This window comes from Streptomyces sp. UF-297 (genome assembly GCF_058245575.1).
Genome location: NZ_JBSIBZ010000107.1, coordinates 1 through 23,188, shown reverse-complemented (window position 1 = coordinate 23,188; position 23,188 = coordinate 1). Strand labels below are relative to the sequence as shown.

20 protein-coding genes are annotated in these 23,188 nt (G+C 73.4%); 10 read left to right on the top strand and 10 right to left on the bottom strand.

Annotated elements, in window-relative coordinates:
* Positions 1–83 precede the first annotated feature (83 nt).
* From AC4IJH_RS38230 to AC4IJH_RS38210, 5 genes are all read left to right on the top strand, one after another.
* Complete coding sequence (locus tag AC4IJH_RS38230; protein ID WP_490856588.1) at positions 84–770, top strand: single-stranded DNA-binding protein; 687 nt, start codon at positions 84–86, stop codon at positions 768–770.
* Between the two features lie 236 nt (positions 771–1,006).
* The gene (locus AC4IJH_RS38225) at positions 1,007–2,416 is read left to right on the top strand and encodes an LAETG motif-containing sortase-dependent surface protein (protein WP_490856587.1); all 1,410 of its coding nucleotides are present in this window, start codon (positions 1,007–1,009) and stop codon (positions 2,414–2,416) included.
* A 235-nt stretch (positions 2,417–2,651) separates the two neighbouring features.
* Positions 2,652–4,316 (top strand): energy-dependent translational throttle protein EttA, encoded by a 1,665-nt coding sequence (gene ettA, locus AC4IJH_RS38220; protein ID WP_490856586.1) that lies wholly within the window; start codon positions 2,652–2,654, stop codon positions 4,314–4,316.
* A 5-nt stretch (positions 4,317–4,321) separates the two neighbouring features.
* On the top strand, positions 4,322–4,777 hold the full coding sequence (locus AC4IJH_RS38215; RefSeq protein ID WP_490856585.1) for an acyl-CoA thioesterase: 456 nt from the start codon (positions 4,322–4,324) through the stop codon (positions 4,775–4,777).
* Complete coding sequence (locus AC4IJH_RS38210) at positions 4,774–5,484, top strand: DUF8010 domain-containing protein (RefSeq protein ID WP_490856584.1); 711 nt, start codon at positions 4,774–4,776, stop codon at positions 5,482–5,484. The genes AC4IJH_RS38215 and AC4IJH_RS38210 overlap by 4 nt, the downstream gene beginning before the upstream one ends.
* 104 nt (positions 5,485–5,588) lie before the next feature.
* Here the strand turns inward: AC4IJH_RS38210 and AC4IJH_RS38205 are convergent, their stop codons facing one another.
* From AC4IJH_RS38205 to AC4IJH_RS38195, 3 genes are all read right to left on the bottom strand, one after another.
* Positions 5,589–6,236, bottom strand: coding sequence for a DUF1707 SHOCT-like domain-containing protein (locus AC4IJH_RS38205; RefSeq protein ID WP_490856583.1), 648 nt, complete (start codon positions 6,234–6,236; stop codon positions 5,589–5,591).
* Positions 6,237–6,385: 149 nt separating this feature from the next.
* Positions 6,386–7,867 carry a M1 family metallopeptidase gene (locus tag AC4IJH_RS38200; protein WP_490856582.1) on the bottom strand — a complete coding sequence of 494 codons (1,482 nt, stop codon included), beginning with the start codon at positions 7,865–7,867 and terminating at the stop codon, positions 6,386–6,388.
* 36 nt (positions 7,868–7,903) lie between these two features.
* Positions 7,904–8,749: an ATP nucleotide 3'-pyrophosphokinase gene (locus AC4IJH_RS38195; protein ID WP_490856581.1), complete on the bottom strand. Its 846-nt coding sequence runs from the start codon at positions 8,747–8,749 to the stop codon at positions 7,904–7,906.
* A 347-nt stretch (positions 8,750–9,096) separates the two neighbouring features.
* Between AC4IJH_RS38195 and AC4IJH_RS38190 the strand changes: the two genes are divergently transcribed.
* The 4 genes from AC4IJH_RS38190 to AC4IJH_RS38175 are packed head-to-tail and all read left to right on the top strand — an operon-like array spanning position 9,097 to position 13,303.
* Entirely contained in the window at positions 9,097–10,080 is a 984-nt protein-coding gene (locus AC4IJH_RS38190) for an alpha/beta hydrolase (protein ID WP_490856580.1), read from the top strand.
* A complete protein-coding gene (locus tag AC4IJH_RS38185) occupies positions 10,073–11,308 on the top strand; it encodes an acyltransferase family protein (protein WP_490856579.1) in 1,236 nt (411 codons plus the stop codon). The genes AC4IJH_RS38190 and AC4IJH_RS38185 overlap by 8 nt, the downstream gene beginning before the upstream one ends.
* 10 nt (positions 11,309–11,318) lie before the next feature.
* Positions 11,319–12,629 carry a sensor histidine kinase gene (locus tag AC4IJH_RS38180; protein ID WP_490856578.1) on the top strand — a complete coding sequence of 437 codons (1,311 nt, stop codon included), beginning with the start codon at positions 11,319–11,321 and terminating at the stop codon, positions 12,627–12,629.
* A complete protein-coding gene (locus tag AC4IJH_RS38175) occupies positions 12,626–13,303 on the top strand; it encodes a response regulator (RefSeq protein WP_490856577.1) in 678 nt (225 codons plus the stop codon). The genes AC4IJH_RS38180 and AC4IJH_RS38175 overlap by 4 nt, the downstream gene beginning before the upstream one ends.
* Positions 13,304–13,379: 76 nt before the next feature.
* On the opposite strand, the gene AC4IJH_RS38170 is transcribed toward AC4IJH_RS38175, so the two are convergent.
* From AC4IJH_RS38170 to AC4IJH_RS38160, 3 genes are all read right to left on the bottom strand, one after another.
* Entirely contained in the window at positions 13,380–13,982 is a 603-nt protein-coding gene (locus tag AC4IJH_RS38170) for a hypothetical protein (protein ID WP_490856576.1), read from the bottom strand.
* Between the two features lie 67 nt (positions 13,983–14,049).
* Positions 14,050–15,828, bottom strand: coding sequence for a S8 family serine peptidase (locus tag AC4IJH_RS38165; protein ID WP_490856575.1), 1,779 nt, complete (start codon positions 15,826–15,828; stop codon positions 14,050–14,052).
* A gap of 159 nt (positions 15,829–15,987) precedes the next feature.
* On the bottom strand, positions 15,988–16,392 hold the full coding sequence (locus tag AC4IJH_RS38160) for a globin (RefSeq protein ID WP_490856574.1): 405 nt from the start codon (positions 16,390–16,392) through the stop codon (positions 15,988–15,990).
* A gap of 56 nt (positions 16,393–16,448) precedes the next feature.
* Here AC4IJH_RS38160 and AC4IJH_RS38155 point away from each other — a divergent pair, with 56 nt between their 5' ends.
* Positions 16,449–17,495, top strand: a complete 1,047-nt coding sequence (locus AC4IJH_RS38155; RefSeq protein ID WP_490856573.1) for a methyltransferase domain-containing protein — start codon at positions 16,449–16,451, stop codon at positions 17,493–17,495.
* 35 nt (positions 17,496–17,530) lie between these two features.
* Here AC4IJH_RS38155 and AC4IJH_RS38150 read toward each other — a convergent pair whose 3' ends face one another.
* The 4 genes from AC4IJH_RS38150 to AC4IJH_RS38135 all read right to left on the bottom strand — a co-directional run.
* Entirely contained in the window at positions 17,531–19,186 is a 1,656-nt protein-coding gene (locus AC4IJH_RS38150) for an FHA domain-containing protein (RefSeq protein WP_490856572.1), read from the bottom strand.
* Positions 19,187–19,281: 95 nt separating this feature from the next.
* On the bottom strand, positions 19,282–20,655 hold the full coding sequence (locus tag AC4IJH_RS38145) for a vWA domain-containing protein (protein WP_490856571.1): 1,374 nt from the start codon (positions 20,653–20,655) through the stop codon (positions 19,282–19,284).
* A gap of 240 nt (positions 20,656–20,895) precedes the next feature.
* Positions 20,896–22,200: a protein phosphatase 2C domain-containing protein gene (locus AC4IJH_RS38140; protein ID WP_490856570.1), complete on the bottom strand. Its 1,305-nt coding sequence runs from the start codon at positions 22,198–22,200 to the stop codon at positions 20,896–20,898.
* A gap of 1 nt (position 22,201) precedes the next feature.
* A partial coding sequence (locus AC4IJH_RS38135; RefSeq protein WP_490856569.1) for a tetratricopeptide repeat protein occupies positions 22,202–23,188 on the bottom strand: 987 nt, incomplete at its 5' end.

The window sequence follows — 23,188 nt, the reverse complement described above, 5'->3', positions numbered from 1 at the left end:
ATCGGCGCGGCCGGGCAGCATGGAATCACCGCGCGGGGCGGCCGGCGCGGGGGTGACGCAGGGCTTACGGGGAGGCGGGGGTCATGTACGACACGATGGTGACGCTGGTGGGGAACGTCGCTACGGCGGTGGAGCACCGGGAGACGACGACCGGGGTGGCGGTGGCGCGGTTCCGGCTGGCGGTGTCCGCGCGGCGCTTCGACAGGGAGCGCGAGTGCTGGGTCGACGGTGACACCAGCTTCTATACGGTCCGGGCCTGGCGGGCGCTCGCGGACAATGTCGCGGCATCGGTGACGCTGGGCGAACCGCTGGTGGTCCATGGGCGGTTGAAGGTGAAAGCGGGCGAGCAGCCGGCCGAGCCGGGCGGGCAGCGGTGGTTCTCCGCGGATGTCGAGGCCGTGGCGATCGGGCACGACCTCGCGCGCGGTACGTCCGCCTTCCGGCGGGTGGTGCGGGCGCGTACGGGGCCGGTTGTGCAGCCGGGTTCGGCGGGTGGGGGCGCGGGTGCGGATGTGGCGCCGGCCCCGGCGCCCGGTCCGGTGGACGCGGTGCAGGGGTCTGCTTCGGTGGACGCGGCGCAAGGGCCTGGTGCGGCAGGTGCAGTGCAAGGACCTGGTGCGGCGGCGGCAGTTGGAGGGGGCGGCGCCGCGAAGGTGAGCGAGGCGCCCGGCTTCATGGCGGTGGCCGCTGCGCCCGGTGAGCCCGATTCGGCTGCGGGGGCGCCGTGTTCGGGGATGGGCGATTCGCCTGAGAAGGTGTCAGTGCCCTGAAAAGTCCCGGGGATTTGTCGATAATCCCAGGTCAAAGGGGTCATCATCGGTAACGATTATGATTCGGATCGCTTATGGAACGGCATTACTGGGGAACGCTGTTCCGCCTGCTCTCTAGGATCCTTCGAGTACTCACGGGGGCCGATGAGGCTGACGCGTTTCGGCCGTTGAGTTCTTTGGGTTCTTTCCGGCGAGGCATCTCCCCACTTGACCCGTCTCGCCCAGAGGGGAAATTCATGATTTCTGTGAAGAGGCGAGGCGCTGCTCGCCTTGCCGCCGCGGTCCTGGCCTCGGGCCTGGTCGCGGCGGGTGCGATAGCCACTGCGGGCACTGCCGCGGCGGATGACACGTCCCCCACGCAAGGTGGTGCCAAAGCCACCCTCGGCGGTCTGAAGACTTTCGGCCAGGCGGTCGTGCACGGTGCCGGCGGTGACCAGAAGATCGGCGCCGGGCTCTTCGAGATGGCGGTCGACAACGGCGGCACGCTCCAGACGTACTGCATCGACATCCACACTCCGACGCAGCCGCAGGCGAAGTACCAGGAAGTGCCCTGGAGCGCTTCCTCGCTGCACAACAACGCGGACGCGGGCAAGATCCGCTGGATTCTGCAGAACTCCTACCCGCAGGTGAACGACCTCGCCGCGCTCGCCAAGAAGGCCGGCGCCACGTCGCTGACCGACAAGGCCGCCGCCGCCGGCACGCAGGTCGCCATCTGGCGCTACTCCGACAAGGTCAACGTCGAGGCTCTGGACCCGGACGCCGAGAAGCTGGCCGACTACCTGGAGAAGAGCGCGCAGAACCTCCAGGAGCCCAAGGCTTCGCTGCGCCTGGACCCGCCCGCCGTCTCCGGCAAGTCCGGCAGCAGGATCGGGCCGGTCACGGTGCACACCAACGCCAAGAGCGTCACGGTCGCCCCGGGCGCCGGGATGCCCAAGGGCGTCAAGATCGTCGGTGCCGACGGCAAGCCGGTCACCAACGCCGCCAACGGCACCAAGCTCTTCTTCGACGTCCCCGCCGGTACGCCCGACGGCGCCGCCTCGCTGACCGCGCAGGCCGCCACCAAGGTGCCGGTCGGCCGTGCCTTCACCGGCAACGTGGGCCGTACCAAGAGCCAGACCATGATCCTGGCCGGCTCCAGCGAGTCCAACGCCTCCGCGCCCGCCACGGTCACCTGGAAGAAGCAGGGCGCCATCCCGGCCATCACCGCCGAGAAGAACTGCTCCAAGGGCGGCGTGGACGTCACCGCCACCAACAAGGGCGATGAGGCCTTCCGCTTCGAGCTCTCCGGTGAGAAGCACGAGATCGCTCCGGGCAAGTCCGAGACCGTCACCGTCAAGGTCGGCGAGGACCAGCCGTACGAGATAACGATCAAGGGCGAGGGCGGCTTCAAGAAGTCCTTCAGCGGCGTCCTGGACTGCAAGACCGCGGGCAGCGGCGGCGGCCCCAAGCCGTCCTCGCAGCCGAGCCCGGCCTCGGCCGGTGGCACCAGCACCGGCACCACCGGTGGTGACAAGGGCGGCGACCTCGCCGAGACCGGCTCCAGCAGCGCCACGCCGATGATCGCGGGCGTCGCGATCGCGCTGGTCGTGGTCGGCGGCGGTGCCGTGTTCATCCTGCGCAGGAAGAAGGCCGGCGTCACCGACTGACCCGAGCCGAGCACGACCCGCGCGCCGCGGTCGCCCTTTCGGTGACCTGGTGCTGCGGCCCTTGGCGGCCCCGGAGCGCATTCCCGCTCCGGGGCCGCTGCGCGCTGTCGCACAAGGCCGCTGGTGGGGGCGGTGCGCGCGAAGGGCGGCGTTACCCGTTTCCGTCGGGGGGAGGCCGTACGGCAAGATGGGTTGTACTGCCTTCTTCCAGAATCAAAATGCCGGACGGTTTCTCTTGGCTGAGTACATCTACACCATGCGCAAGACGCGCAAGGCGCACGGCGACAAGGTCATCCTCGATGACGTGACGCTGAGCTTCCTGCCTGGCGCGAAGATCGGTGTCGTGGGTCCCAACGGCGCCGGCAAGTCGACGGTGCTGAAGATCATGGCCGGTCTTGAGCAGCCGTCCAACGGCGACGCGTTCCTCTCGCCGGGCTACACCGTCGGCATGCTCCTGCAGGAGCCGCCGCTGGACGAGTCCAAGACCGTGCTGGAGAACGTCCAGGACGGCGCGGCCGAGACCATGGGCAAGCTCAAGCGCTTCAACGAGGTCGCCGAGCTCATGGCCACCGACTACTCCGACGCGCTGATGGAGGAGATGGGCAAGCTCCAGGAGGACCTGGACCACGCCAACGCCTGGGACCTGGACACCCAGCTCGAGCAGGCCATGGACGCGCTGGGCTGCCCGCCCGGCGACTGGCCGGTCACCAACCTCTCCGGTGGTGAGCGCCGCCGCGTCGCGCTGTGCAAGCTGCTGCTGGAGGCCCCCGACCTGCTGCTGCTGGACGAGCCCACCAACCACCTGGACGCCGAGTCCGTGCAGTGGCTGGAGCAGCACCTGGCGAAGTACCCCGGCACCGTCGTCGCCGTCACCCACGACCGGTACTTCCTCGACAACGTCGCCGGCTGGATCCTGGAGCTGGACCGCGGCCGCGCGATCGGCTACGAGGGCAACTACTCCACGTACCTGGAGACCAAGCAGACGCGTCTGAAGGTCGAGGGCCAGAAGGACGCCAAGCGGGCCAAGCGCCTGAAGGAAGAGCTGGAGTGGGTGCGCTCCAACGCCAAGGGGCGCCAGGCCAAGTCCAAGGCGCGCCTGGCGCGTTACGAGGAGATGGCGGCCGAGGCCGACAAGATGCGGAAGCTGGACTTCGAGGAGATCCAGATCCCGCCGGGCCCGCGCCTGGGCAATGTCGTGGTCGAGGTCGAGAACCTCAGCAAGGCCTTCGGTGACAAGGTCCTCATCGACGACCTGTCCTTCACGCTGCCGCGCAACGGCATCGTCGGCGTCATCGGCCCCAACGGCGCGGGCAAGACCACGCTGTTCAAGATGATCCAGGGCCTGGAGCAGCCGGACTCCGGCGTCATCCGCGTCGGCGAGACCGTCAAGATCTCCTACGTGGACCAGAGCCGCGCCAACATCGACCCCAAGAAGACGCTGTGGGCCGTCGTCTCCGACGAGCTGGACTACATCAACGTCGGCCAGGTCGAGATGCCCTCGCGCGCCTACGTCTCCGCGTTCGGCTTCAAGGGCCCGGACCAGCAGAAGCCGGCCGGGGTGCTCTCCGGTGGTGAGCGCAACCGCCTCAACCTGGCGCTGACCCTCAAGCAGGGCGGCAACCTGCTGCTCCTGGACGAGCCGACCAACGACCTCGACGTCGAGACCCTGTCCTCGCTGGAGAACGCGCTGCTGGAGTTCCCCGGCGCGGCCGTGGTCGTCTCCCACGACCGCTGGTTCCTGGACCGAGTGGCCACCCACATCCTCGCCTACGAGGGTGACTCCAAGTGGTTCTGGTTCGAGGGCAACTTCGAGTCGTACGAGAAGAACAAGATCGAGCGGCTCGGCCCGGACGCGGCCCGTCCGCACCGCGCCACGTACAAGAAGCTCACCCGGGGCTGACCGACGTGCGACACCTCTACTCCTGCCCCCTGCGCTGGTCGGACATGGACGCCTTCGGCCATGTCAACAACGCGGTCTACCTCCGCTACCTGGAAGAGGCGCGGATCGACTTCATGCGGCGGCTGGCGCCGGGGGACGGGAGCCCGTCCTTCTCCGACGGGTCGGTGGTGGCCCGCCACGAGATCGACTACGTACGGCCGTTGGTCCACCGGCCCGCGCCGGTGACCATAGAGCTGTGGGTGCGCAAGATCAGTGCCGCGTCGATGACGATCGGCTACGAGATCAAGGACGAGGACACCCTGTACGTACGGGCCTCGACGGTCGTCGTCCCCTACGACCTCAAGGAGGGCCGCCCGCGCCGCGTCAGCGCGCAGGAGAAGGCGCTGCTGGAGGCGTACGCGGACGGGGAGACGGACGGGAAGCCGGACGACGGGACGCCGGAGGGGGCCGTCGCCGCATGACGGCGTTGCGCCTGGCCGATGCCGGGGAGGCGGCGGATCTCGCCGCCTTCCTGGCCCGGCTGATCCATTACGACCGCGCCGCGGCGGTGCGGCTGCAGGTCGGCGGCGGGGCACTGGCGGTCTTCGGCCGCCCGCCGTCCTTCGAGGTGCTGGCGATCCGTACGGCGCGGCTGGCGGGGGCCGAGGGCGTCGACGGTCTGGACGCGACGGTTTCCGCCGGTGAACTCCTCGAAGGCGTACAGGAGTCGGCGGACGCGCTGGTCGTTCCGGCGGCCGTGACCGGTCCGCCGTGGGCCGGGGTGCTGCCGCCGCGCGGCGGCTGGCGGCGGGTGCCGGGGCTGCCGGGGGCGCAGGCGCTGAGCCGGGCCGTGGCGCTGTCCGTCGCCGAATTCCGGGCGCGGGACGAGGCGTTGCCCGCGGAGCGGCGTACGCGCGCGGAGCGGGACCGTATGGGGCGGGAGATCTGGTCGCGCAGCGTCGGTGACACGCATCTGCCGTTGCGGGCCGTGCACGCGGCGCAGTCGCTGGGGTTTTTGCGGCCGGTGCGGGCCGGGGCGATGGCCGGTACGGCCGGGACGGAATCGGCCGTGGTCGCGCCGGAGTTGACGCTGCTGGCGGCGGGCGGGTGGCTGCGGCTGCGCACGCCGTACGGGTCGGTGGCGGTGCGCACGGGCGGGCCCGTGGGGTTGTCGGTCTCGCCGGTCTGAGGCCGGCGGGCGGCCGTCCGCGGGCCGGTGGCCGGTGGCCGGTGGTGTATCGCGCCGGCTTCGCCGCGCTCGTCCTCAAACGCCGGACGGGCTGTTTTTGCGGGTCACAGCCGCGCTCCCAGGCCCTCGAACCACTTGCGCCACGGGGAGTGGGTGGTGGTGGCCGGGTGGGTGACGATGATGTCGCCGAGGATGGCGGAGCCGGTGATGTGGAGGGTGGGGGCGCTGCCGGAGGGGGCGGAGTGGCCGCGGGTGTGGTCGCGAATGTCGCCGAGGACATTGGTGCAGGTCAGGTCGGTTGCTACGCCTTCGGGGACGATCAGGCGGACGTCTCCGGCGATCGCGCGGGCGACGATGGTGAGCACGCCCGTCGCGGGGACGGGGGAGTGGCACAGGTCCAGGGTGAGGTCGCCGAGTACGGCCGTCGCCTCGATGCGGCCGGAGGCGGGTGCGACCGGGCTGCGGTGGGTGATGTCGCCGATCACGGCGCGGAACGTGCTGGGTCCGCGGTCCGTGGCGGGCTGCGGCCCCAGCGCGGGGAGGTCCTCGCCGATCAGGGCCAACTGCGCGCGGGTGCGGGCCAGATAGGCGGCCTCGCAGCGCTCGGCCAGCTCCTCCAGCGTCAGCCGTCCCTCGCCGGTGGCCACCCTGAGCCGCTCGACCAGTTCCTCGCGCTCGGCGTCCGAGGCGAGTACCGGCGCGGCGTGGGCCACGCTCTGCCGGGTGTCGGGGTGTGCAGAGTCCGCGTGCATGGTGCTTCCTCCCGGGCGGTCCGTGTCTCCATACGACCACGCGGGGCACGGCGGGCGAATCGGCGCAGGGGACTACATGGGCGGGCGGGGGAGTACATCGAAGGGTGCAGTGAGGGAATCGAAGGGTGCAGTGAGGGAGGAGAGGCGCCTTAGAGCTCCGGTTTGCGGGGGCCGTAGAGCCAGGTGTCGAAGAGGGCGGTCAGGTCCTTGCCCGAGCGCTGTTCGCAGAGTCTGGTGAACTGCCGGGTGTCGGCGTTGCCGTGCCGGTGCAGCCGGGTCCACTCCTTGAGGATCGCGAAGAAGGTGTCGTCACCGACCTCCTCGCGCAGCTGGTGCAGCGCCATCGCGCCCCGGCCGTACACCGGGGGGTCGGAGACCTGCGCCGCGCTCGGCGGGGCGGCGGGCGGGAAGTCCCACACGCCCTTGCTCTCGGGGTCCTTCTCCGCGTAGAAGTCCTCGAACGCCTGCTGTGCGGTGCGCCCGCCCCGGTCCTCGTCCCACAGCCACTCCGCGTACGTGGCGAAGCCCTCGTTGAGCCACATGTCCTTCCAGGCGCGCGGGGTGACGGAGTTGCCGAACCACTGGTGGGCCAGCTCGTGCACCACGAGGGTGTCCTCGGGGGCCGCCTCGAAGTACGGCTTGGTCTGGGTCTCCAGGGCGTAGCCGAGGCCGGGCAGGTGGTCGACGACCGCGCCGGTGGCGGAGAAGGGGTACGGGCCGAAGCGCTCGGCGGCCCAGTCCAGGACCTCGGGCACCAACTCCTCGATCCCTTCGGCGTCTTCGGCCTCGTCGGGATCCAGGGCGATATAGACCGGTACGCCCTTGCCGGTCTCCTTGGTCACGACCGTGAAGTCGCCCACGACGACGCTCGCGAGGTAGGACGCCATGGGCTCGGGGCTGTGCCAGCGGAAGGTCCGCCGGCCTTTGCTGTCGGCCTGGCTCTGCAGCTTCCCGTTGGCCACGGCCGTGTAGCCGCGGTCGGGGACGGTGACGGCGATGTCGTACGCCGCCTTGTCCGAGGGGTGGTGGTTGCCGGGGAACCACGCCATCGAGCCGCCCGGCTCGCCGAGCGCGGCGGCGCCGTCGTCGGTCTCGATCCACCCGTTGTCGGTCCCGTCGGCGTCGGTGAGCTTCTTGGGCACCCCGTCGTAGCGGAGGGTGGCCTTGAAGGTACGGCCGCGCGCCAGCGAGCGCTCGGGGGTCACCGTCAGCTCGTCGCCCCGGCGCGTGACCTCGGCCCGTGCGCCGTCGACGGTGGCGCCGCGCACCGTGAGACCGGTGAGGTCGAGGTTGAAGCGGCTCAGGTCCTGGGTGGCGCGGGCGGTGATCACCGCAGTGCCCTTGAGGCGGTTGGTCTCCGGGGTGTAGTCGAGGGTCAGGCCGTAGTGCGTGACGTCGTAACCGCCGTTGCCCAGCCGGGGGAAGAGCGCGTCACCGGCGCCGGCCGCCCCCGGCTTCCCGGCGGGGGCGGCCGCACCGCCCGTGCACGCGGTGCCCGTCAGCAGCAGCGCGGCGGCGAGCGCCGCACCGCGCGGTATCCCTCCCGCGCGGCCGCCGCGTCCACTACGGCCGTCGCGTCTGCTACGACCACCACGGCCGTCGCGTCCGCTACGACCACTACGGCCACGCATGATCCGCACTCACCCCTGCCGGTTCCGATCCAGGAATCATGGCACAGGCGCGTACGCCGCCCCGGCCGGGTGGCGCGGAGCGGGGGCGGTCAGTCGCTCGGCGCCGTACGGGACGGGGACCGCGGCGAAGACGGCGTCCTGCTGCTCCTGGAGCTCCCTGGCCCGCTCCGGCGTCGTGGAGGGCAGCCGCCGCTCCTCGTACAGCTTGTGGGTGATCTCCTGGGCGCGCTTGCCGGCCGGGGTGTGGAACTGGATCTCGAAGGTCTGTCCCGAACGCGGCGCCCGCCAGGCCGAGTTGAGCCCCTTGTAGCCCGCCGTGCGGCCCCAGGTGTTGGACCACTTGACGCTGTCGTTGCCCCAGCCGGACAGGACCGTCGAGGCGATGACGGCACCGGCGGTGTACCGCCGCTCGGGCCACTGCAGGGTGTAGCGGACCGCGTCGTTCATCCGGCTCAGCGCCTGGTCGACGGTCTGCCCCGGGGTCTGCTTCATGGAGGTGGCGACCTTGCGCTTGAGCGAGTCGGGCGACTTCAACCGGCTCTCGAAGCCGACCAGTTCGGCGCGGCTGAGCAGGGCGGCGGTGCGCACCTGGGGGCTGATGGACCGCTCGGCCCGCCGGGCGCGGGCGAGGAAGGCGTCGACCTTGTTGTTGTCCGCGGCGTTGAGCGACAGCCCGTCGCCGTGCCACCCGTCGTCGTCGCCCGTCCGTGCGCGGTCATCCGCCCGTGCCGTCGTCGCCCAGCCCGTCCCGGCCACGGTGGCCGACGCGCGGTGCGGGGCGTGAGGGCCCGAGGCGGCGGCCCCCTGGGCCGTCCCCAGGCCGAGCAGCCCGGCCAGCGCGCCGGCGGCCGTGACGCGGGTGACGGTGTGCTTGATGCTCATCGGTGTGGTTCATCCCTGGTGTTGGTGTACGGACGCACGTGACAACCGGTAAGCGTGCGCAACGGTGGCGGGGTGAGCCGGTTTCGTACCGCTTCTTGACCTGATCACTGCGGTCCTGGGCGTGAAGCGGCCCGTCGGGCGCGGGATTCGGGGGGCCGTGGGCCGGTGCGCGCGGCGCCGGGGGGCATACCGGTGATACCTGAGAGCTACCCCGGCAGTGGGCTCTGCGGCGGGACGCTGGTTACACGGGGTGATCCGTACCTTCCTTCTCACCAGGTGGATGTGGAGCGGAAGGCGGTAGGGCCGTGCGGGGACGTGGGGTTGGTGGTGCTCGTGGTGGCGGGCGGATGCGCCGGGGCGCGCTGGCCGCGCTGGTGGCCGCGGCGGTCGCCGTACCGGTCATGGCGGTGGCGCCCGCGGTGACGCCCGCGCCGGCTCCCGGCCCCTCGGGGGTGTCCGCGCTCACCGCGGGTGAGCTGGCGGCCGGGAAGCTGCGGGAGCGGTACGAGGCCAACCGCGGCGCCATGCGGCAGGCCGCCGGGGTGGCCGAGCGGTACGGGGACGGCGAGCGGGCCGTCGCGCTGCGCGCGCTGGCCGCCGACGGGCGGCAGTTCCTCGCGTTCGACGGGCGGGGCGGCGGGCGCGCCGTGGAGGTGCTGGGCGATCTGCGCTCGGCCTCCCGGATCGCGGTGCTGGTGCCCGGCTCGGACACCAACCTGGACACCTTCGACCCGAGCGGCGCCCCGTACAAGACGCTGGGCGGTTCGGCGCGGGCGCTGTGGCAGGAGCTTGAGCGGCAGGGCGCGGGCGGCCGGACGGCCGTGGTGGCCTGGCTCGGGTACGCGACGCCGCGGACGGTCAGCACCGATGTGCTCACCCAGGACCGGGCCGAGGAGGGCGCCGGTGAACTGCGGGCGTTCGTCGGCTCGTTGCGAGCGAGCAAGCCCGCCGCGCCCCTCTCGCTGCTGTGCCACTCCTACGGGTCGGTGGTGTGCGGGCGGGCGGCCGCGCGCGGCCTGGAGGCCGCCGACATCGCCCTGTACGGGAGCCCCGGCGTCGGCGTGGACAGCGCGGCCGGGCTGCGGACGACGGCCCGGGTGTGGGCCGGGCGGGGCGGCGAGGACTGGATCGCGAAGGTCCCCAACGCGCAGCTGGACGTGCTGGGCACCACGGTGGGCTTCGGCGCCGACCCGGTGGACGCGGACTTCGGGGCCCGCCGCTTCGACGCGGGCCGGGCGGAGCACAGCGGCTACCACCGGCCCGGATCCCGCTCGCTGCACCACCTCGCGCTGATCGCGCTGGGGCGTGGGGGCGAGGTGCCCCGTGGCTGAGATACGTACTCCCGGCGGCCTGTCCGCCCTCGCGGCCCGGATCGAGGCCGCCACCCCGCCGGGGCGGGACCGCGCCGTGGACGCGCTGCGGGCCCTGGCGATCGGCGGGGTGGTGCTCGGCCACTGGCTGGTCACCGCGATCGTCGCGGTGCCCGGCGGGGGCGGCGGGACGCTGCGCGCGGCGAGCCCGCTGCAGAACATGCCCTGGTGCGCGCCGGTGTCCTGGATCGTCCAGACCCTCGCGGTCTTCTTCCTGGTCGGCGGGCACGTCGGAGCCAGGAGTTACGCCTTTGCGCGGGCGCGCGGGAGGGGCTACCGGGCGTGGCTGGGCGGGCGGCTGCTGCGGCTGTTCAGGCCGGTGGCCCTCCTCCTGGGGCTGTGGGCCGTGATCGCGGGGGCGCTGCTGGCCTGCGGCACCGCGCCGGAGACCGTGCGTACGCTCGTGAAGCTGGTGCTCTCGCCGCTGTGGTTCCTGCTGGTGTTCGCCGCGCTCACGGCCCTGACGCCGCTGGTCGCCCGGATCAGCTGGCCGTGGCCGCTGGCGGTGGTGCTGCACGTGGACGTGATCCGCTTCGGTCTCGGCGGGCCCGAGTGGCTGGGCTGGATCAATGTGGCGGCCGGCTGGCTGGTGCCGTACTGCCTGGGGGCGGCCTGGGCGCGCGGCCACTTCGCCGGGCGGACGGCCGGGCTGGGCCTGCTGCTCAGCGGTACGGCCGCGACCGCCGCGCTGGTGCTGTGGGGCGGCTATCCGGCGAGCATGGTCGGGGTCCCCGGGGCCGCGATCTCCAACCTCAATCCGCCGACGCTGGCCGCGGTGACCTTCGGGCTGGCGCAGTGCGGGCTGGCGCTGCTGCTGCGCGAGCCGCTGCGCCGCGCCCTGCGCCGCCCCCTGGCCTGGGCGGCCGTCGCCCTGGTCAACCTGTGCGCGATGACCGTCTTCCTGTGGCACCAGACCGCGATGATGGCCGTCACCAGCCTCTTCCTGCCCCTCGGGCCGGTGCCGGGGCTGCACACCACCCCCGACGGGCCGGGCTGGGTGCTGGCCCGCCTCGGCTGGCTGCCGCTCTTCGCGGCCGCGCTGACGGTGTGCTGGAGGGCGTTTCGCACAGCCGAGCGGGGCGGGCGGCGTGCCCGGCGGTCCACGCCGGGCAGCGCTCGCATCGTCCGCAGGGGCGGACCGGTGCTCGCCCCGCGTCCGGCAGGGGTGCGGGGAACGCCCCATGACTAGGGTTGATCGCATGAGTACGACGGGCAGGCAGGTCATGGAGCGCGCCCGGGACCTCGCGGGTACCGGGCTGCGCACCCTCTGGGACGACCTGCTCACCTTCGAGGTGCAGCCGCCGGCCGCCGTGCGGGGCGGCCGCTGGCTGCCGTACGTCCCGCTCGTGCTGGCCGCCTTCCCGCTCGCCTCCTTCGGCGTGGACCAGATGACGCACACCTACGGGGTGCCCGGCGACCACGCCTGGATCTTCGCCGTCGTCCATGCGGCGGCGGTGCCGCTCGCGCTGCGCCGCCCCATGGCGGCCTGGTGGCTCTCGATCGTGATGGGCGTGGTGATCGCCCAGGCGGCGTCCCCGCCCGTGAGCGCGGGCGCGGTGTGGCCGTGGACGTTCCCCGGCATGTTCATCCACACCGGGGTGCTGTTCCTGCTGGCGCTGCGGCTGCGCGCGCGGGTCGCGGTCGACGTGCTGCTGATCTCCGTCCTGCTGACCGTCCTGCAGACCGCCGTGACACCCGGCGCCGGGTCCGCGTACTCCTCGGACGTACCCGCGGCCACCTTCCTGTTCGCCGTCGCCGTGGTCGTCGGCGGCGCACTGCGCGGCCGACGAGTGGCGCGTACGCAACTGGCCGAGCAGGAGACCCTCACCGCCGAGGAACGGGCCCGCCGCACCCTCCTGGAGGAGCGCAGCCGGATCGCCCGCGAGCTGCACGACGTGGTGGCCCACCACATGTCGGTGATCTCCATCCAGGCCGACGCCGCGCCGCACCGGGTCCCCGATCCGCCGCAGGAGCTGACCACCTCCTTCGCCACCATCCGCGAGAACGCGGTGGAAGCGCTCACCGAACTGCGCCGCATCCTGGGCGTGCTGCGCTCGGAGGACCCCTCGGCCGAGGCCCCCGACGCACCCCAGCCCACCCTGGCCCATCTGGAGGACCTGCTGGAGAATGTGCGCACGGCAGGGCTGTCCGTCACCTCCCAGGTGTCCGGAACTCCCCGCCAGCTGCCGCCCGGCGTCGCACTGTCCGGATACCGCATCGTGCAGGAGGCGCTGAGCAACGCGCTGCGGCACGCACCCGGTACCACGGTCACGGTGGAGGTCCGCTACGCCGCGCAGGGTGTGCACGTACGCGTCCTCAACACCGCTCCGGCCACCGCGCCGCAGCCCTCACCGGGCGCGGGCCACGGCCTGCTGGGCATGCGCGAGCGCACCGCGATGCTCGGCGGCGACCTGGCCACCGGCCCCACCCCCGGCGGCGGCTACGAGGTCGCCGCCTTCCTCCCGGCCCCGGCCGGCACCGCCTCCACGAGCGAGAGTGCACCCGCATGACACCTACCGACACCGTGATCCGCGTACTGATCGCCGACGACCAGGCGCTGGTGCGCGAGGGCTTCACGGTCCTGCTGAACACCCAGCCGGACATCGAGGTGGTGGGCGCGGCCGTCGACGGCCTGGACGCGGTGGCCAAGACCGGTCAACTGCGCCCCGACGTCGTCCTGATGGACGTCCGCATGCCCCGGCTCAGCGGCATCGAGGCCACCCGCAGCATCACCGAGGACCCGGGCGCCACCAGCAAGATCCTCATCCTGACCACCTTCGACCTGGACGAGTACGTCTACGAGGCGCTGCGCGCGGGCGCCAGCGGCTTCCTGCTCAAGGACACCTCCGGCACCCAACTGGCCGAGGCGGTACGGGTGGTGGCGGCCGGTGACGCGCTGCTGGCGCCCAATGTCACCAAGCGGCTGATCGGCGAGTTCTCGCGGATGGGCGCGCCCAGGGCGCCCCTGCACAGCCGCATCCAGGACCTGAGCGAGCGCGAGACGGAGGTGCTCACGCTGATCGCACAGGGCCTGTCCAACGCGGAGATCGCCGCGCACCTGGTCGTCGCCGAGCAGACGGTGAAGACCCATGTGGGCCGCATCCTGGGCAAGTTGCGGCTGCGGGACCGTACGCAGGCGGCGGTGTTCGCGTACGAGTCGGGGCTGGTCACACCGCGCAGGTGAGCCGGGGCGCGCGAAGGCCCGGACCGCCGTGGCGGCCCGGGCCGGTGTGCTGCGTGCCCGCCGGTGCCGCGCGGACCTACCGCTGCATCGAGCGCGCCTCGATGGTCAGGAACACGCGCCGCGTCTGGGGGTCGACCTGGACCAGTACGCGCTGCTGGTAGGCGAACGCCCGCTGCACGGCCTCGCGGATCTGCTCGGTCGCGGTCTCCACGGGAATCCAGTTGCCGCTGACCTGGACCTGGAGGATCGGCTGCCCGATGAGCGGGATCAGGGCGATGCGCGCGGCCTCGGCCACCATCACCTGCGCGCCGACCTCTTGGGGGCTGAACTGCTGCAGCAGCTGCTGGAACGGCTGCTGCTGACCGAGTTGCTGGAGCTGCTGCTGGAGGTGCTGGGGCAGCTGGGTCAGCTGCTGACCGAAGGCCTGCGGCTGCTGGCCCTGCTGTTGGCCCATGCCCTGCTGGCCGAAGGGCTGTTGCCCCATGCCCTGCTGGCCGAACGGCTGCTGCTCGCCGAACTGCTGGCCCGACTGCTGCCCGAACGGCTGCTGCTGGCCCTGCTGCTGCCCGAACGGCTGCTGCTGGCCCTGCTGTTGCCCGAAGGGCTGCTGCTGTTGTCCGTACTGCTGGCCGGGCTGCTGCTGTTGCTGGCCGATGCCCACGGGTGCGAAGGACGACATGCTCGATCCACCTCTCTTGAAGGGGTCTTGCACGGTTGGTGGTGCCGGAAGGCGTCCGGTGCGGCCGTCAGGTGCCGTTGGTGACGACCACGCCGACGATCTCCTCGTCGGTGTACCAGACGCGCACGGAGAGCCGGCCGCCCGCGAAGGCGTGGTGCACGGCCTGGCGCAGGTGCGGCTCGGGGTCGGTGAGGGAGCGCCACGCCCCGTTCACGTACAGGCGGAGCCGGGGCGCGCGCTCGCCGGGGAGCGGGACCAGTTCGTCCCAGAAGCGCTCGGCGGTGCCCTCGACGATCTGCTTGGGCGTCAGCTGGGCGACCGCCGCGCGGATGTCGGGCCGGTGGCCGATCCGCTGGGAGGCCGGGCGGTTGGGGGCCTCCTGCTGCGGCGTACCGGTGGAGCGCAGGACCTCGCGGGCCTGCTCGGGGGAGAGCGCGGGCAGGCCCGCCGCGCGCAGCATTCCCTGCAGGCAGGCGAGCGCGCCGGCCACCATCGCCGCCGCCGCCGAGGTGCCGGAGAAGGCGTCGGTGTACCAGGCGTCCTCCTCGGTGCCGCCCTGGAGGTCGCCGGTACGGTCCCAGAAGCCGCCGCTGGTGGTGATCTCGTGGCCCCAGCCCTGGGCGTCCAGCCGGGAGCCGAAGTTGGAGAAGCCGAGCCGGGAGCGGTCCGGGCCGTGGTCGTGGCCGTGCGTGCCGGGCGGCGGGGCGCCCGCGCCGATGAGCAGGGCGCCGGAAGAGGGGCAGGCGGTGTTGAAGGGGTTGCGCCACCAGTGCGGGAAGCCGTACGGGCGGGACTCGTACAGTGCGTCGTCCAGGCTGTCGGCGCCGTTGCCCGCCGCCTCGATGACGATCACGCCGCGCGCGGAGGCGTAGCGGATGGCCGCGAAGTCGTCCGGCCACCACTCCAGCGGGATGTGGCCCCGCTGGTCGTCGCGCCCGGCGTGCTCGAAGCGCGGGCCCGGCCGGTGCAGCGGGATCAGCAGGAGGTCGCCGGGGGTGAGGCGGTCGGCCGCCTCGGTGATGGCGCGTGCGGTGCCCAGGTCCTCCAGGGAGACGGCGCCGCACGCCACGCCGGGGGCGATGCCGACGATGCCGCTGGTGGAGCGGGCCCCGGCGATGACGCCGAGCACGTTGGTGCCGTGGTTGCGCCAGGCCAGGTCCTCGACGGGGGAGCCGGCCAGCACTCCGGCGGTGTGGCCCAGGTCCTGGTGGCCCAGCTGCCAGGCGCCCTCGACATCGGCGAACCGTACGCCGTCGCCGGAGCCGCCGGCCTGCTGCCAGGCCCAGATGGCGTTGACGCCGGCCGGGGCGGGGCCGAGGTGGACCTGCCGGCCGCTGAAGTCCGGTGCCTGGACGGCCTCTTGCTTCTTGCGGCGGTCGTCGTCGTTGGGGACGAAGTGCTGGCCGGGGCCGCGCGGTGCTCCGGGGTCCTGCGGGCCGAAGGTGGCGGGCAGGGCGCTGGGCTTGACGTAGGCGGTCTCGATCTCGGGGAGGGCGGAGAGCCGCGCGGCCAGTTCGTCGGCGCGCTCGATGTCACCCCGTACCCGGTGGAAGAGCGTCAGGTCGGGTACCGGGGAGCGGTCCTGCGGCAGCGCGTCCAGCGCCTGCCGTACGGGCCCGCTCTCGCCGAACAGCGGTTCCAGGGAGAGCTGTTGGTCCCCCAGGAACATGGTCAGCGCCGAGGTGTCGGTGCCGGAGGGCGCGTCCGGGGCGTCGGCGCTCGGCCGGGCCCCGTCGCGGACGATCACGATCAGCTCCCGCTCCACGGGGTGGTAGCTGAAGCCTGCGCCGTCCGGTCCGGGGTCATCCCCGCCGGCGGCGAAACCGGGCTGTCCAGAGTCGACCATCGTCCCACTGCTCCCCATTCATCCCGTTTCGGGGTGGGCTCGTTGCCATCGGCGCCAACCCTGCTGCGCGGCGCGTGGCGTGTCGAGGAGGAGTTTGGGACAGTCCGGTGACGGCGGAATCCGGGCGGTGCCGTCCGGCCGTTCGCCGCTACTGCCCGGTCAGTCCGCGGAGTTGACCATCGAGGCGGCGGCGTAGGTGAGGTAGTTCCACAGCTGGCTCTCGTGCTCGGGCGCGAGCTCCAGACTGTCCACGGCGTCCCGCATGTGCTTCAGCCAGGCGTCATGGGCCGCGCGGTCCACGGTGAACGGAGCGTGCCGCATCCGCAGCCGCGGGTGACCGCGGTTGTCGCTGTAGGTGCGCGGGCCGCCCCAGTACTGCATCAGGAAGAGCACCAGGCGCTCCTCGGCCGGGCCCAGATCCTCTTCCGGGTACATCGGCCGCAGCAGCGGGTCCTCGGCGACGCCCTGGTAGAAGCGGCGCACCAGCCGCCGGAAGGTCTCCTCGCCGCCGACCTGCTCGTAGAAGGTCTGCTCCTGAACTGTGCCGCGCGGAATCTTGTTCACCTCTCCATGGTGTCAGACGGCTCGGCCGAGGACCTGAGACGTAGGACAGTGGAGATATGGCGGGAACCGAGAAGCCGGACCAGGCCGATGGGAACGATGCCGGCGCCGATCCGGATGCCGTGCGGGCCGCGGCGGCGCGGGCCGGGCTGGTCCGGCTCATCGCGGCGAGCGGCGGGCTGGCGGATCCGCGCTGGCGGGCGGCGTTCGAGCAGGTGCCCCGGCATCTGTTCGTGCCCTGCTACTACGTGGGCGCGCTCGGGGGCTACGAACGCCTCTCGTGCACCGACCGCGATCCGCGGCGCCGGGCACGCTGGCTGGAGGGCGCCTACGCGGACGGGCCGCTGGCCACCCACGTACGGGACGGGCGGCTGGTCTCCTCCAGCAGCCAGCCCTCCTTGATGGCGATGATGCTCGACGCGCTGGAGGTCACCGACGGCTGCCGCGTCCTGGAGATCGGGGCGGGCACCGGCTACAACGCGGCGCTGCTCGCGCACCGGCTGGGGGACGGCGCGGTCACCACCGTCGACCTGGACGAGGACATCACCAGCGCGGCCCGCGCACACCTGGCGGCGGCGGGCCGCCGGCCGGCGGTGATCACGGGGGACGGCGCCCTGGGCCACCCCGAGGGGGCCCCGTACGACCGGGTCATCGCCACCTGCGCGCTGCCGTCCGTACCGCGGGCGTGGGTCGAGCAGTGCCGGGCCGGGGCGCTGATCCTGGCGCCGCTGGCCACCGGCCTGATCGCGCTGCGGGTACGGGACGCGGCGGCGGCCGGCGCCGAGGGGCGCTTCCTGCGAACCCCGGCCTACTTCGTCCCGCTGCGCTCCCCGGGCCGCGGCGGCGGTGCCCCGGACCCGGCGGCCGACGAGGACGACGGCGCGGACGGTGCCTTGAGGGGGCTGCCCCGCGACGCCGTACGCAGCGAACTGTTCCGCTTCCTGCTGACCCTGACCGCGGACAGCCTGGACCCCCACGAGGCGTACGAGCTGTGGCGCCACGAGCGGCGCCCGGGGCGCGAGCGCTTCGGGGTGACGGTCCAGGGGGACCGCCAGTGGGCGTGGCTGGACAGCCCCGACGGGCCCTACGCGTGGCGGCTGACCTGAGGATCCGGGCCGGCCGCCACGCGCGGCGCGGCCGGTCAGCCGCGGCGGACGGTGAGGGTGGTCCAGGCGCCGACGTGGACGCGGTCGCCCTCGTGGAGCGGGTGCGGCACGAACGGCTGGATCGGGTCCTCGGCGAGGTTGATCGTGGTGCCGTTGGTGGAGTTCTGGTCCACCACCGCCCAGCTGCCGTCGGGCTGCTGCACCAGCAGGGCGTGCTGGTGCGAGACGCCGGGGTCCTCCGGCGGGCGGCCCAGGTCGATGTCCGGGGCCTCGCCGGTGCTGTGCCGGCGCCGTCCGATGCTGATCTGGTTGCCGGCCAGCGGCAGCTGCTGCTCGGGGGAGTAGGCGGGCAGGTTCAGCCCGGCCGCCTCGGGCCCGCTGCGGCCCATCATCGCCATGAAGTACTCGCGGTCCGGGGCTATGGCCACCACCCAGCCCGCACCGACGACCGGCACCGCCGCGGGGGCGCCCGGCATGGCGCCGGGGCCCTGGTTCTGGCCGTTCTGGCCGTGGCCGGGGACGCCCCACGGCTGCTCCGGCTGCTGGGGCGCCGGGGGCTGCTGAGGCTCGTACGGAGCGGGCGGCTGCTGCTGGTGCGGCGGCTGCTGGGGCTCGTACGGGGCGGGCGGCGGTGGCTGGAAGGCGTCCGGCCGGGGCGGGGCGGGCTGCTGGAAGGCGTCGCCCTGCTGCGGCTGTGGCTGCGGCTGCTGCTGCGGCTGCTGCGGCGGGAAGGGGTCGGACTGCTGGGGCTCGTACGGGCCGCCCTGCGGGCCGGGGCCGGGCGGCGCGGGGGCCGCGGGCGGCGCCGGTGCGCCGGGCGGGGTCAGCATCCAGTCGTCGCCGTTGCTGCCGTTGGTGCCGTTGCCGTTGGTGTTCTGCGGCGGGGGCGGCGGGCCGGGGTGAGTGCCGGGGCCCTGCGGGCCGCCGAAGCTCTGCGGACCGCCGGGGCCCGGCTGAGCGGGCGGCGCGGGCGGGCCGGGCTGCTCGGGGGCGAGCGGCTCGGCGGGCCGGTTGACCTGGGAGGGGCTGGAGCCCGGGTAGTCGTACCCCTGCGGCGGCCGGGGCGGCTGGGCCTGCTGCGGCGGCGGGAAGCCGTAGCCACCGCCCTGGCTGCCCTGAGGCGCGGGCGGCGGCGGGGCGAAGGACGTCGCGGAGTGGGTGAGGAAGTTGTAGCGGCACTCCTCGCAGAACGGCGCGGTGGCCTCACGGGGCGTACCGCACTGCGGGCACGGCTCGCCGCCGGACTGCGGGCCCGGCTGCGGGCCCGGCTGTGCGGGCGGGAAGGGCGCAGGCGGCGGGCCGGGCTGTCCGGGGAAGGACTGGCCGGGCGGCGGGCCGGGCTGCACGGGTGCGCCGGGCGGCGGCGGGGTCGGCGGGCCGGGCTGGGCCGGCGGCGCGGACTGCTCGGGACCGGGGCCGGGGGCCGGGGCGGGCGGCGGGAAGCCATAGCCGCCCTGCTGGCCGGGACCGCCCTGCTGGCCGGGACCGCCCGCAGGCTGCGGACCGCCCTGCGGACCGGGCCCCGGCGGGGGCGGCGGCGTGGGCGGCCCCGCGGGCTCGCCGGAGCCGGGCCCGTTCAGGAACCCGGCGGGCAGTGACGGCGGCGGGGGGACAGCGCCTGCCATCCGGTGGCCGCACACCTCGCACCAGTCTTCGGCCACCGACTGGTGACCGTTCGGGCAGGTCGGCATGTCGGTTCTTCCCCCTCCGTACCGTTTACATCTCGGTGGTGCGCCGCTCCCGGCGCACGTCGTGCTGACTGCTTCTCGTACTGCTGTTGCTGCTGTTATTGCCGTGGATCTCGGTGCTGCTTCTTGACGCGAACCGTCTTCGTCGAGCGCGTTTCGAGTGTCATCTCGTCCGCCTCGGTGACCTTCGCCTTCAGTCGCACAGTACCCGTCGCCGCGTCGACGACGTCCACCACCTTCGCAAGGAGTTTCGCAGTGTCCTCGTTCCCGGAGACGTTCGCCAGCTGAACCGCGCGGCCCAGCTTGGCCGTAGCGCCGTCCCAATCGCCCGACTTGCGGGCATCCAGACCTTGTTGGATGGCTTGTGCCAGTTCGGCCTGTCCTGTGTAGTGCGCGACCTGAGGGTTGATGGACGTCGAGGCGGCCATGTCGTCGGTCCACACGGCCCGTACGAGCCCTTGCGAGAGCGTGCGCGCGGGGCCCCCGTCGGGCGCGGGCAGGACCAGCGAGACGCGCGCCGCCAGCATTTCCCGGCCCACGCCCGCGTCCGGGACCCGTACGCAGACGTGGTAGTCGCGGGACTCGTCCCCCCACGAACCGGTCGGGTAGTCGCCCGAGCGCGGCCCGGACTCGGTGCGGCGCTCGGTCAAGTCCTCGACGGTGGGCGCGACTTGCTTGACGAACTGGATCTCGGCGCCCTGCGGGGTCCACAGCCGCAGCGTGACATCCGCCACTTCCTTGCCCATCGCGCTCTCCATCATGCGCGTGAAGTCGGCGGACAGCTGCGCGGGGTGCGCGATGATGTCGGCCGAGCCCAGCAGCGCCGAGGCGATGGAGGTGACCTCCTTGACCTCCCAGTCGGTGCCCACCCCGCGGGCGTCACAGGTGAAGCGCCCGGCACAGGCGTCCAGGGTGGCCTTGAGGTCCTCGGGGCGCTCGTGCTCGTTGCGCCCGTCGGTGAGCAGGATGCCGTGCCGGATGGCGGCGTCGGTGGAGTTCAGCAGGCTGTCGGCCAGCCGCAGCCAGGTGCCGATCGCGGTGCCGCCGCCCGCGCTGAGCCGGCGCAGCGCCTGTTTGGCCTGGCCGCGGGTGGTGGCGTCGGCCACGGCCAGCCTGCCCTCGCCCGGGTAGACCTCGGCGGCCTGGTGCGTACCGGCCACGACCGCGAAGGCGACGCCGTCGCGCAGGGTGTCGATCGCGGCGGCGGTGGCCTCGCGCGCGCCGCGCATCTTGGTCGGCGGATAGTCCATGGAACCCGAGCAGTCGACCATGATCACCACGGCGGCCGCCGCGGCCCGGTCCACGGAGCCCGGCGAGGTGGCGGCGAACAGCGGTATGCCGCCGGACGTGCCGCCGCCGGTGGCGGTGACGGTCACGATGGCGTTCACCTCGCGCCCGCCCTCGGGGAGGAACTCGTTCTGGTACACCTCTGCGGAGAACCGCGGCACATTCGACTTGGAGAAGTTGGCCATGTGGTCCGCTCCTTGAGACTCCGTACCGGCTCATGGACGAATGAGCCTGTGTCTGCACCCCGGCCGGGCGCGCGTCGCCTGGCACGCACGCTGATCCGGCCGGGGTGCAGACACAGGCTCGAGGGCGGGTGGAAGTCCCCGGAGCCATCGGGCGAAAGCCCCCGAAGCCGTCCCCCCGTCGGCGCCGCCGGCCCGGCCGGCGCCCTGCTCCGTGTACCGTTGCGGCCGGTTTTCACCCGGTCAGGCCGATCCTGCCCCTCCTGAGGGTGCCGGGAACGGCACCACCGCCACTGTTACGTTGTCGTGGCCCCCGCCGCCGAGCGCGTGGGCGAGCAGCGTCCGCGCGCCGTGCAGCGGCCGGGCGTGCGCGTCGGGCGGGAGTACGGCGGCCAGCTGCCCGGCCGACTCGGCGTAGTTCCACAGCCCGTCCGTGCACACCACCACTACACCCGGTCCGTCCGGTTTGAAGGAAGCGGTGTGCGGCTGGAGTTCGTAGGCGTCCGCGCCCAGCCAGCCCGTGATGGCGTGCGCGCGCTCGTCCGCGTACGCCTCCTGCTCCGACATCAGGTGGTTGGCGACCATCTGCGCGGCCCAGGAGTCGTCCTCGGTGAGCCGGGCGGGCGGGGCGCCGCGGTCGTCGGGCACCCAGTAGGCGCGGCTGTCGCCGACCCAGCCGACGGTCAGCAGCCCGCCGCCGACCACCGCGGCCACGATCGTGCAGGCCGGGGCGTTCTGCTGGCGGTAGGGGTCGTGCTCCTGGGGCTGGTCGGCCTCGGCGGCCAGCGCGTTGACCGCTTTGGCCGCCGCGATGATCGCGTCGTGCATGGCCTGCTGCGGATGCTGCCCGCGCGGCAGCGCCGCCAGCAGTGCCTCGTTGGCGCACCGGGCCGCCGCGGCGGAGGCGTCGTCGGGGCGGGTGGCCGAGGAGACGCCGTCGCAGACCACCGCGATCACCGCGGGGGAGCCGTCGGGCAGGGCCGTGGCGGACACCGCGAAGGAGTCCTCGTTGCGGTGGTGGCGCAGCCCGCGGTCGCTGACCGCCGAGACGCCCTCCAACTCGCGTTCCATGTGGTCGCGTTCCCTGGGCTGCGCATGCCCGCACATTTCGCAGTAGCCGTCCTTGTCGATGATGCCCGCGCGGCAGGCCGCACAGGCCCTGGTGCCCTGCGCGGGGGTGTGGTGCTGCTCGAAGGAACCGGCGGCGTCGGCCGTCAGGTCGTACCCGGCCACCCGCGGGTCGGGCGCCGGCTGCCGCGCCGCGCCCGCGGCGCCCGTCAGCTGCTCGTCGGGTATGCGGGTCTGCGGGTCCGGCGGCGGGGGCGGCGGGGCGTACGGGGGCGGGGGAGGCACCGGTGCGTACGCGGGCGGGGGCGGCGGGGCCGGGGCCGGGGGACGGGGGGCGCCCCCCAGCGGGATCGTCGGCCGCTCGGCCTGCAAAGGAGCGGCGGCCGCGGCGACGTCCCTGCCGCACCCCCCGCAGAAGTTGTCCCCCGCCTCTAGCGGTTCACCGCAGCCCGGGCACCGGGACGGCCCAGTCACACCCATGTCACACCCACGTCCTGGGGCGGAAGCGGTTGGCCCGCTCCACCAGTTCGATCCTCTCCTCGCCGCCCTGCGCGAGCCGTGCCAGCAGTCGCAGGGACCGCTCCAGGCCGAAGCGCAGGCCGCGCTCGTCCAGTTCGCTGCCGAGCAGGACGAGGTCGCCGGGCCGCTGGGCGGCGCCTTGGCCCCCGGAGAGTACCCAGTCCAGGGCGCAGCCCAGAACCTCGGTGGCCAGCTCCTCGCGCCGCCGGTCGTCCAGTCCGAACTCCGCCAGCCGCTCCACCTGCCCGGCGGCGGCCCGCAGATCCTCCAGCAGCGGGTCGCTCGCCGGGCGCTGCCGCAGCCGGGCCCGCACCGCCGCGATACGGGCCGCGGTGTAGTGGATGGAGGATTCCGGTACGGACTCCAGCGCGCGCACGGCGCCCGCCCGCTCGCCCGTCGCCAGCCGGACCCTGGCCAGCCCGAAGGCGGCGCTGACATAGCTGTGGTCGCACGTCCACACCAGGCGGTAGTACTCGGCGGCGTTGTCCAACTGGCCCAGCATTTCGGCGCAGACGCCCAGTGCCAGCTTCGGCGCCGCCTCGCCGGGAAAGGCGTCGTAGACCGCGTCGAAGGACAGCGCGGCCGTCTCCTTGTCGCCGCTCGTCAGGGCGGTCAGGCCGCGATACCAGACCACCCGCCAGTCCCCCGCCCACTCCCCCTCCCATTCCGCTTCCGCGCCGCCGGGGGCCTGCGGATCGCTCAGCACCTTCAGCGCGGCATCGCTGTGCCCCATCTCCAGATGGGCGCGCAGCTCGCCGAGCCGGGTCTCCACGGAAGGGGTGGGGGCCGAGCGCAGCGCGGTGAGGAGTTCGGCGGGCGCGGCGGCCAGCAGGCCCGCCAGGAGACCGGCGTTGGGGTCGGCCGGGTCCACCCGGGGCACGGGCAGCGCGAGGACGGCGGCCGCGGCGTCCACCGGGCGCAGCGCGGGGGCGCCGCCGCCCGCGGGCAG

Bases quoted from the DNA above. Each gene is read 5' to 3' on its own strand.
- AC4IJH_RS38230 (WP_490856588.1), top strand. From the start codon at position 84: ATGTACGACACGATGGTGACGCTGGTGGGGAACGTCGCTACGGCGGTG.
- AC4IJH_RS38225 (WP_490856587.1), top strand. From the start codon at position 1,007: ATGATTTCTGTGAAGAGGCGAGGCGCTGCTCGCCTTGCCGCCGCGGTC.
- AC4IJH_RS38210 (WP_490856584.1), top strand. From the start codon at position 4,774: ATGACGGCGTTGCGCCTGGCCGATGCCGGGGAGGCGGCGGATCTCGCC.
- AC4IJH_RS38205 (WP_490856583.1), bottom strand. From the start codon at position 6,236: ATGCACGCGGACTCTGCACACCCCGACACCCGGCAGAGCGTGGCCCAC.
- AC4IJH_RS38200 (WP_490856582.1), bottom strand. From the start codon at position 7,867: ATGCGTGGCCGTAGTGGTCGTAGCGGACGCGACGGCCGTGGTGGTCGT.
- AC4IJH_RS38195 (WP_490856581.1), bottom strand. From the start codon at position 8,749: ATGAGCATCAAGCACACCGTCACCCGCGTCACGGCCGCCGGCGCGCTG.
- AC4IJH_RS38190 (WP_490856580.1), top strand. From the start codon at position 9,097: ATGCGCCGGGGCGCGCTGGCCGCGCTGGTGGCCGCGGCGGTCGCCGTA.
- AC4IJH_RS38180 (WP_490856578.1), top strand. From the start codon at position 11,319: ATGAGTACGACGGGCAGGCAGGTCATGGAGCGCGCCCGGGACCTCGCG.
- AC4IJH_RS38175 (WP_490856577.1), top strand. From the start codon at position 12,626: ATGACACCTACCGACACCGTGATCCGCGTACTGATCGCCGACGACCAG.
- AC4IJH_RS38170 (WP_490856576.1), bottom strand. From the start codon at position 13,982: ATGTCGTCCTTCGCACCCGTGGGCATCGGCCAGCAACAGCAGCAGCCC.
- AC4IJH_RS38165 (WP_490856575.1), bottom strand. From the start codon at position 15,828: ATGGTCGACTCTGGACAGCCCGGTTTCGCCGCCGGCGGGGATGACCCC.
- AC4IJH_RS38155 (WP_490856573.1), top strand. From the start codon at position 16,449: ATGGCGGGAACCGAGAAGCCGGACCAGGCCGATGGGAACGATGCCGGC.
- AC4IJH_RS38150 (WP_490856572.1), bottom strand. From the start codon at position 19,186: ATGCCGACCTGCCCGAACGGTCACCAGTCGGTGGCCGAAGACTGGTGC.
- AC4IJH_RS38145 (WP_490856571.1), bottom strand. From the start codon at position 20,655: ATGGCCAACTTCTCCAAGTCGAATGTGCCGCGGTTCTCCGCAGAGGTG.
- AC4IJH_RS38140 (WP_490856570.1), bottom strand. From the start codon at position 22,200: ATGGGTGTGACTGGGCCGTCCCGGTGCCCGGGCTGCGGTGAACCGCTA.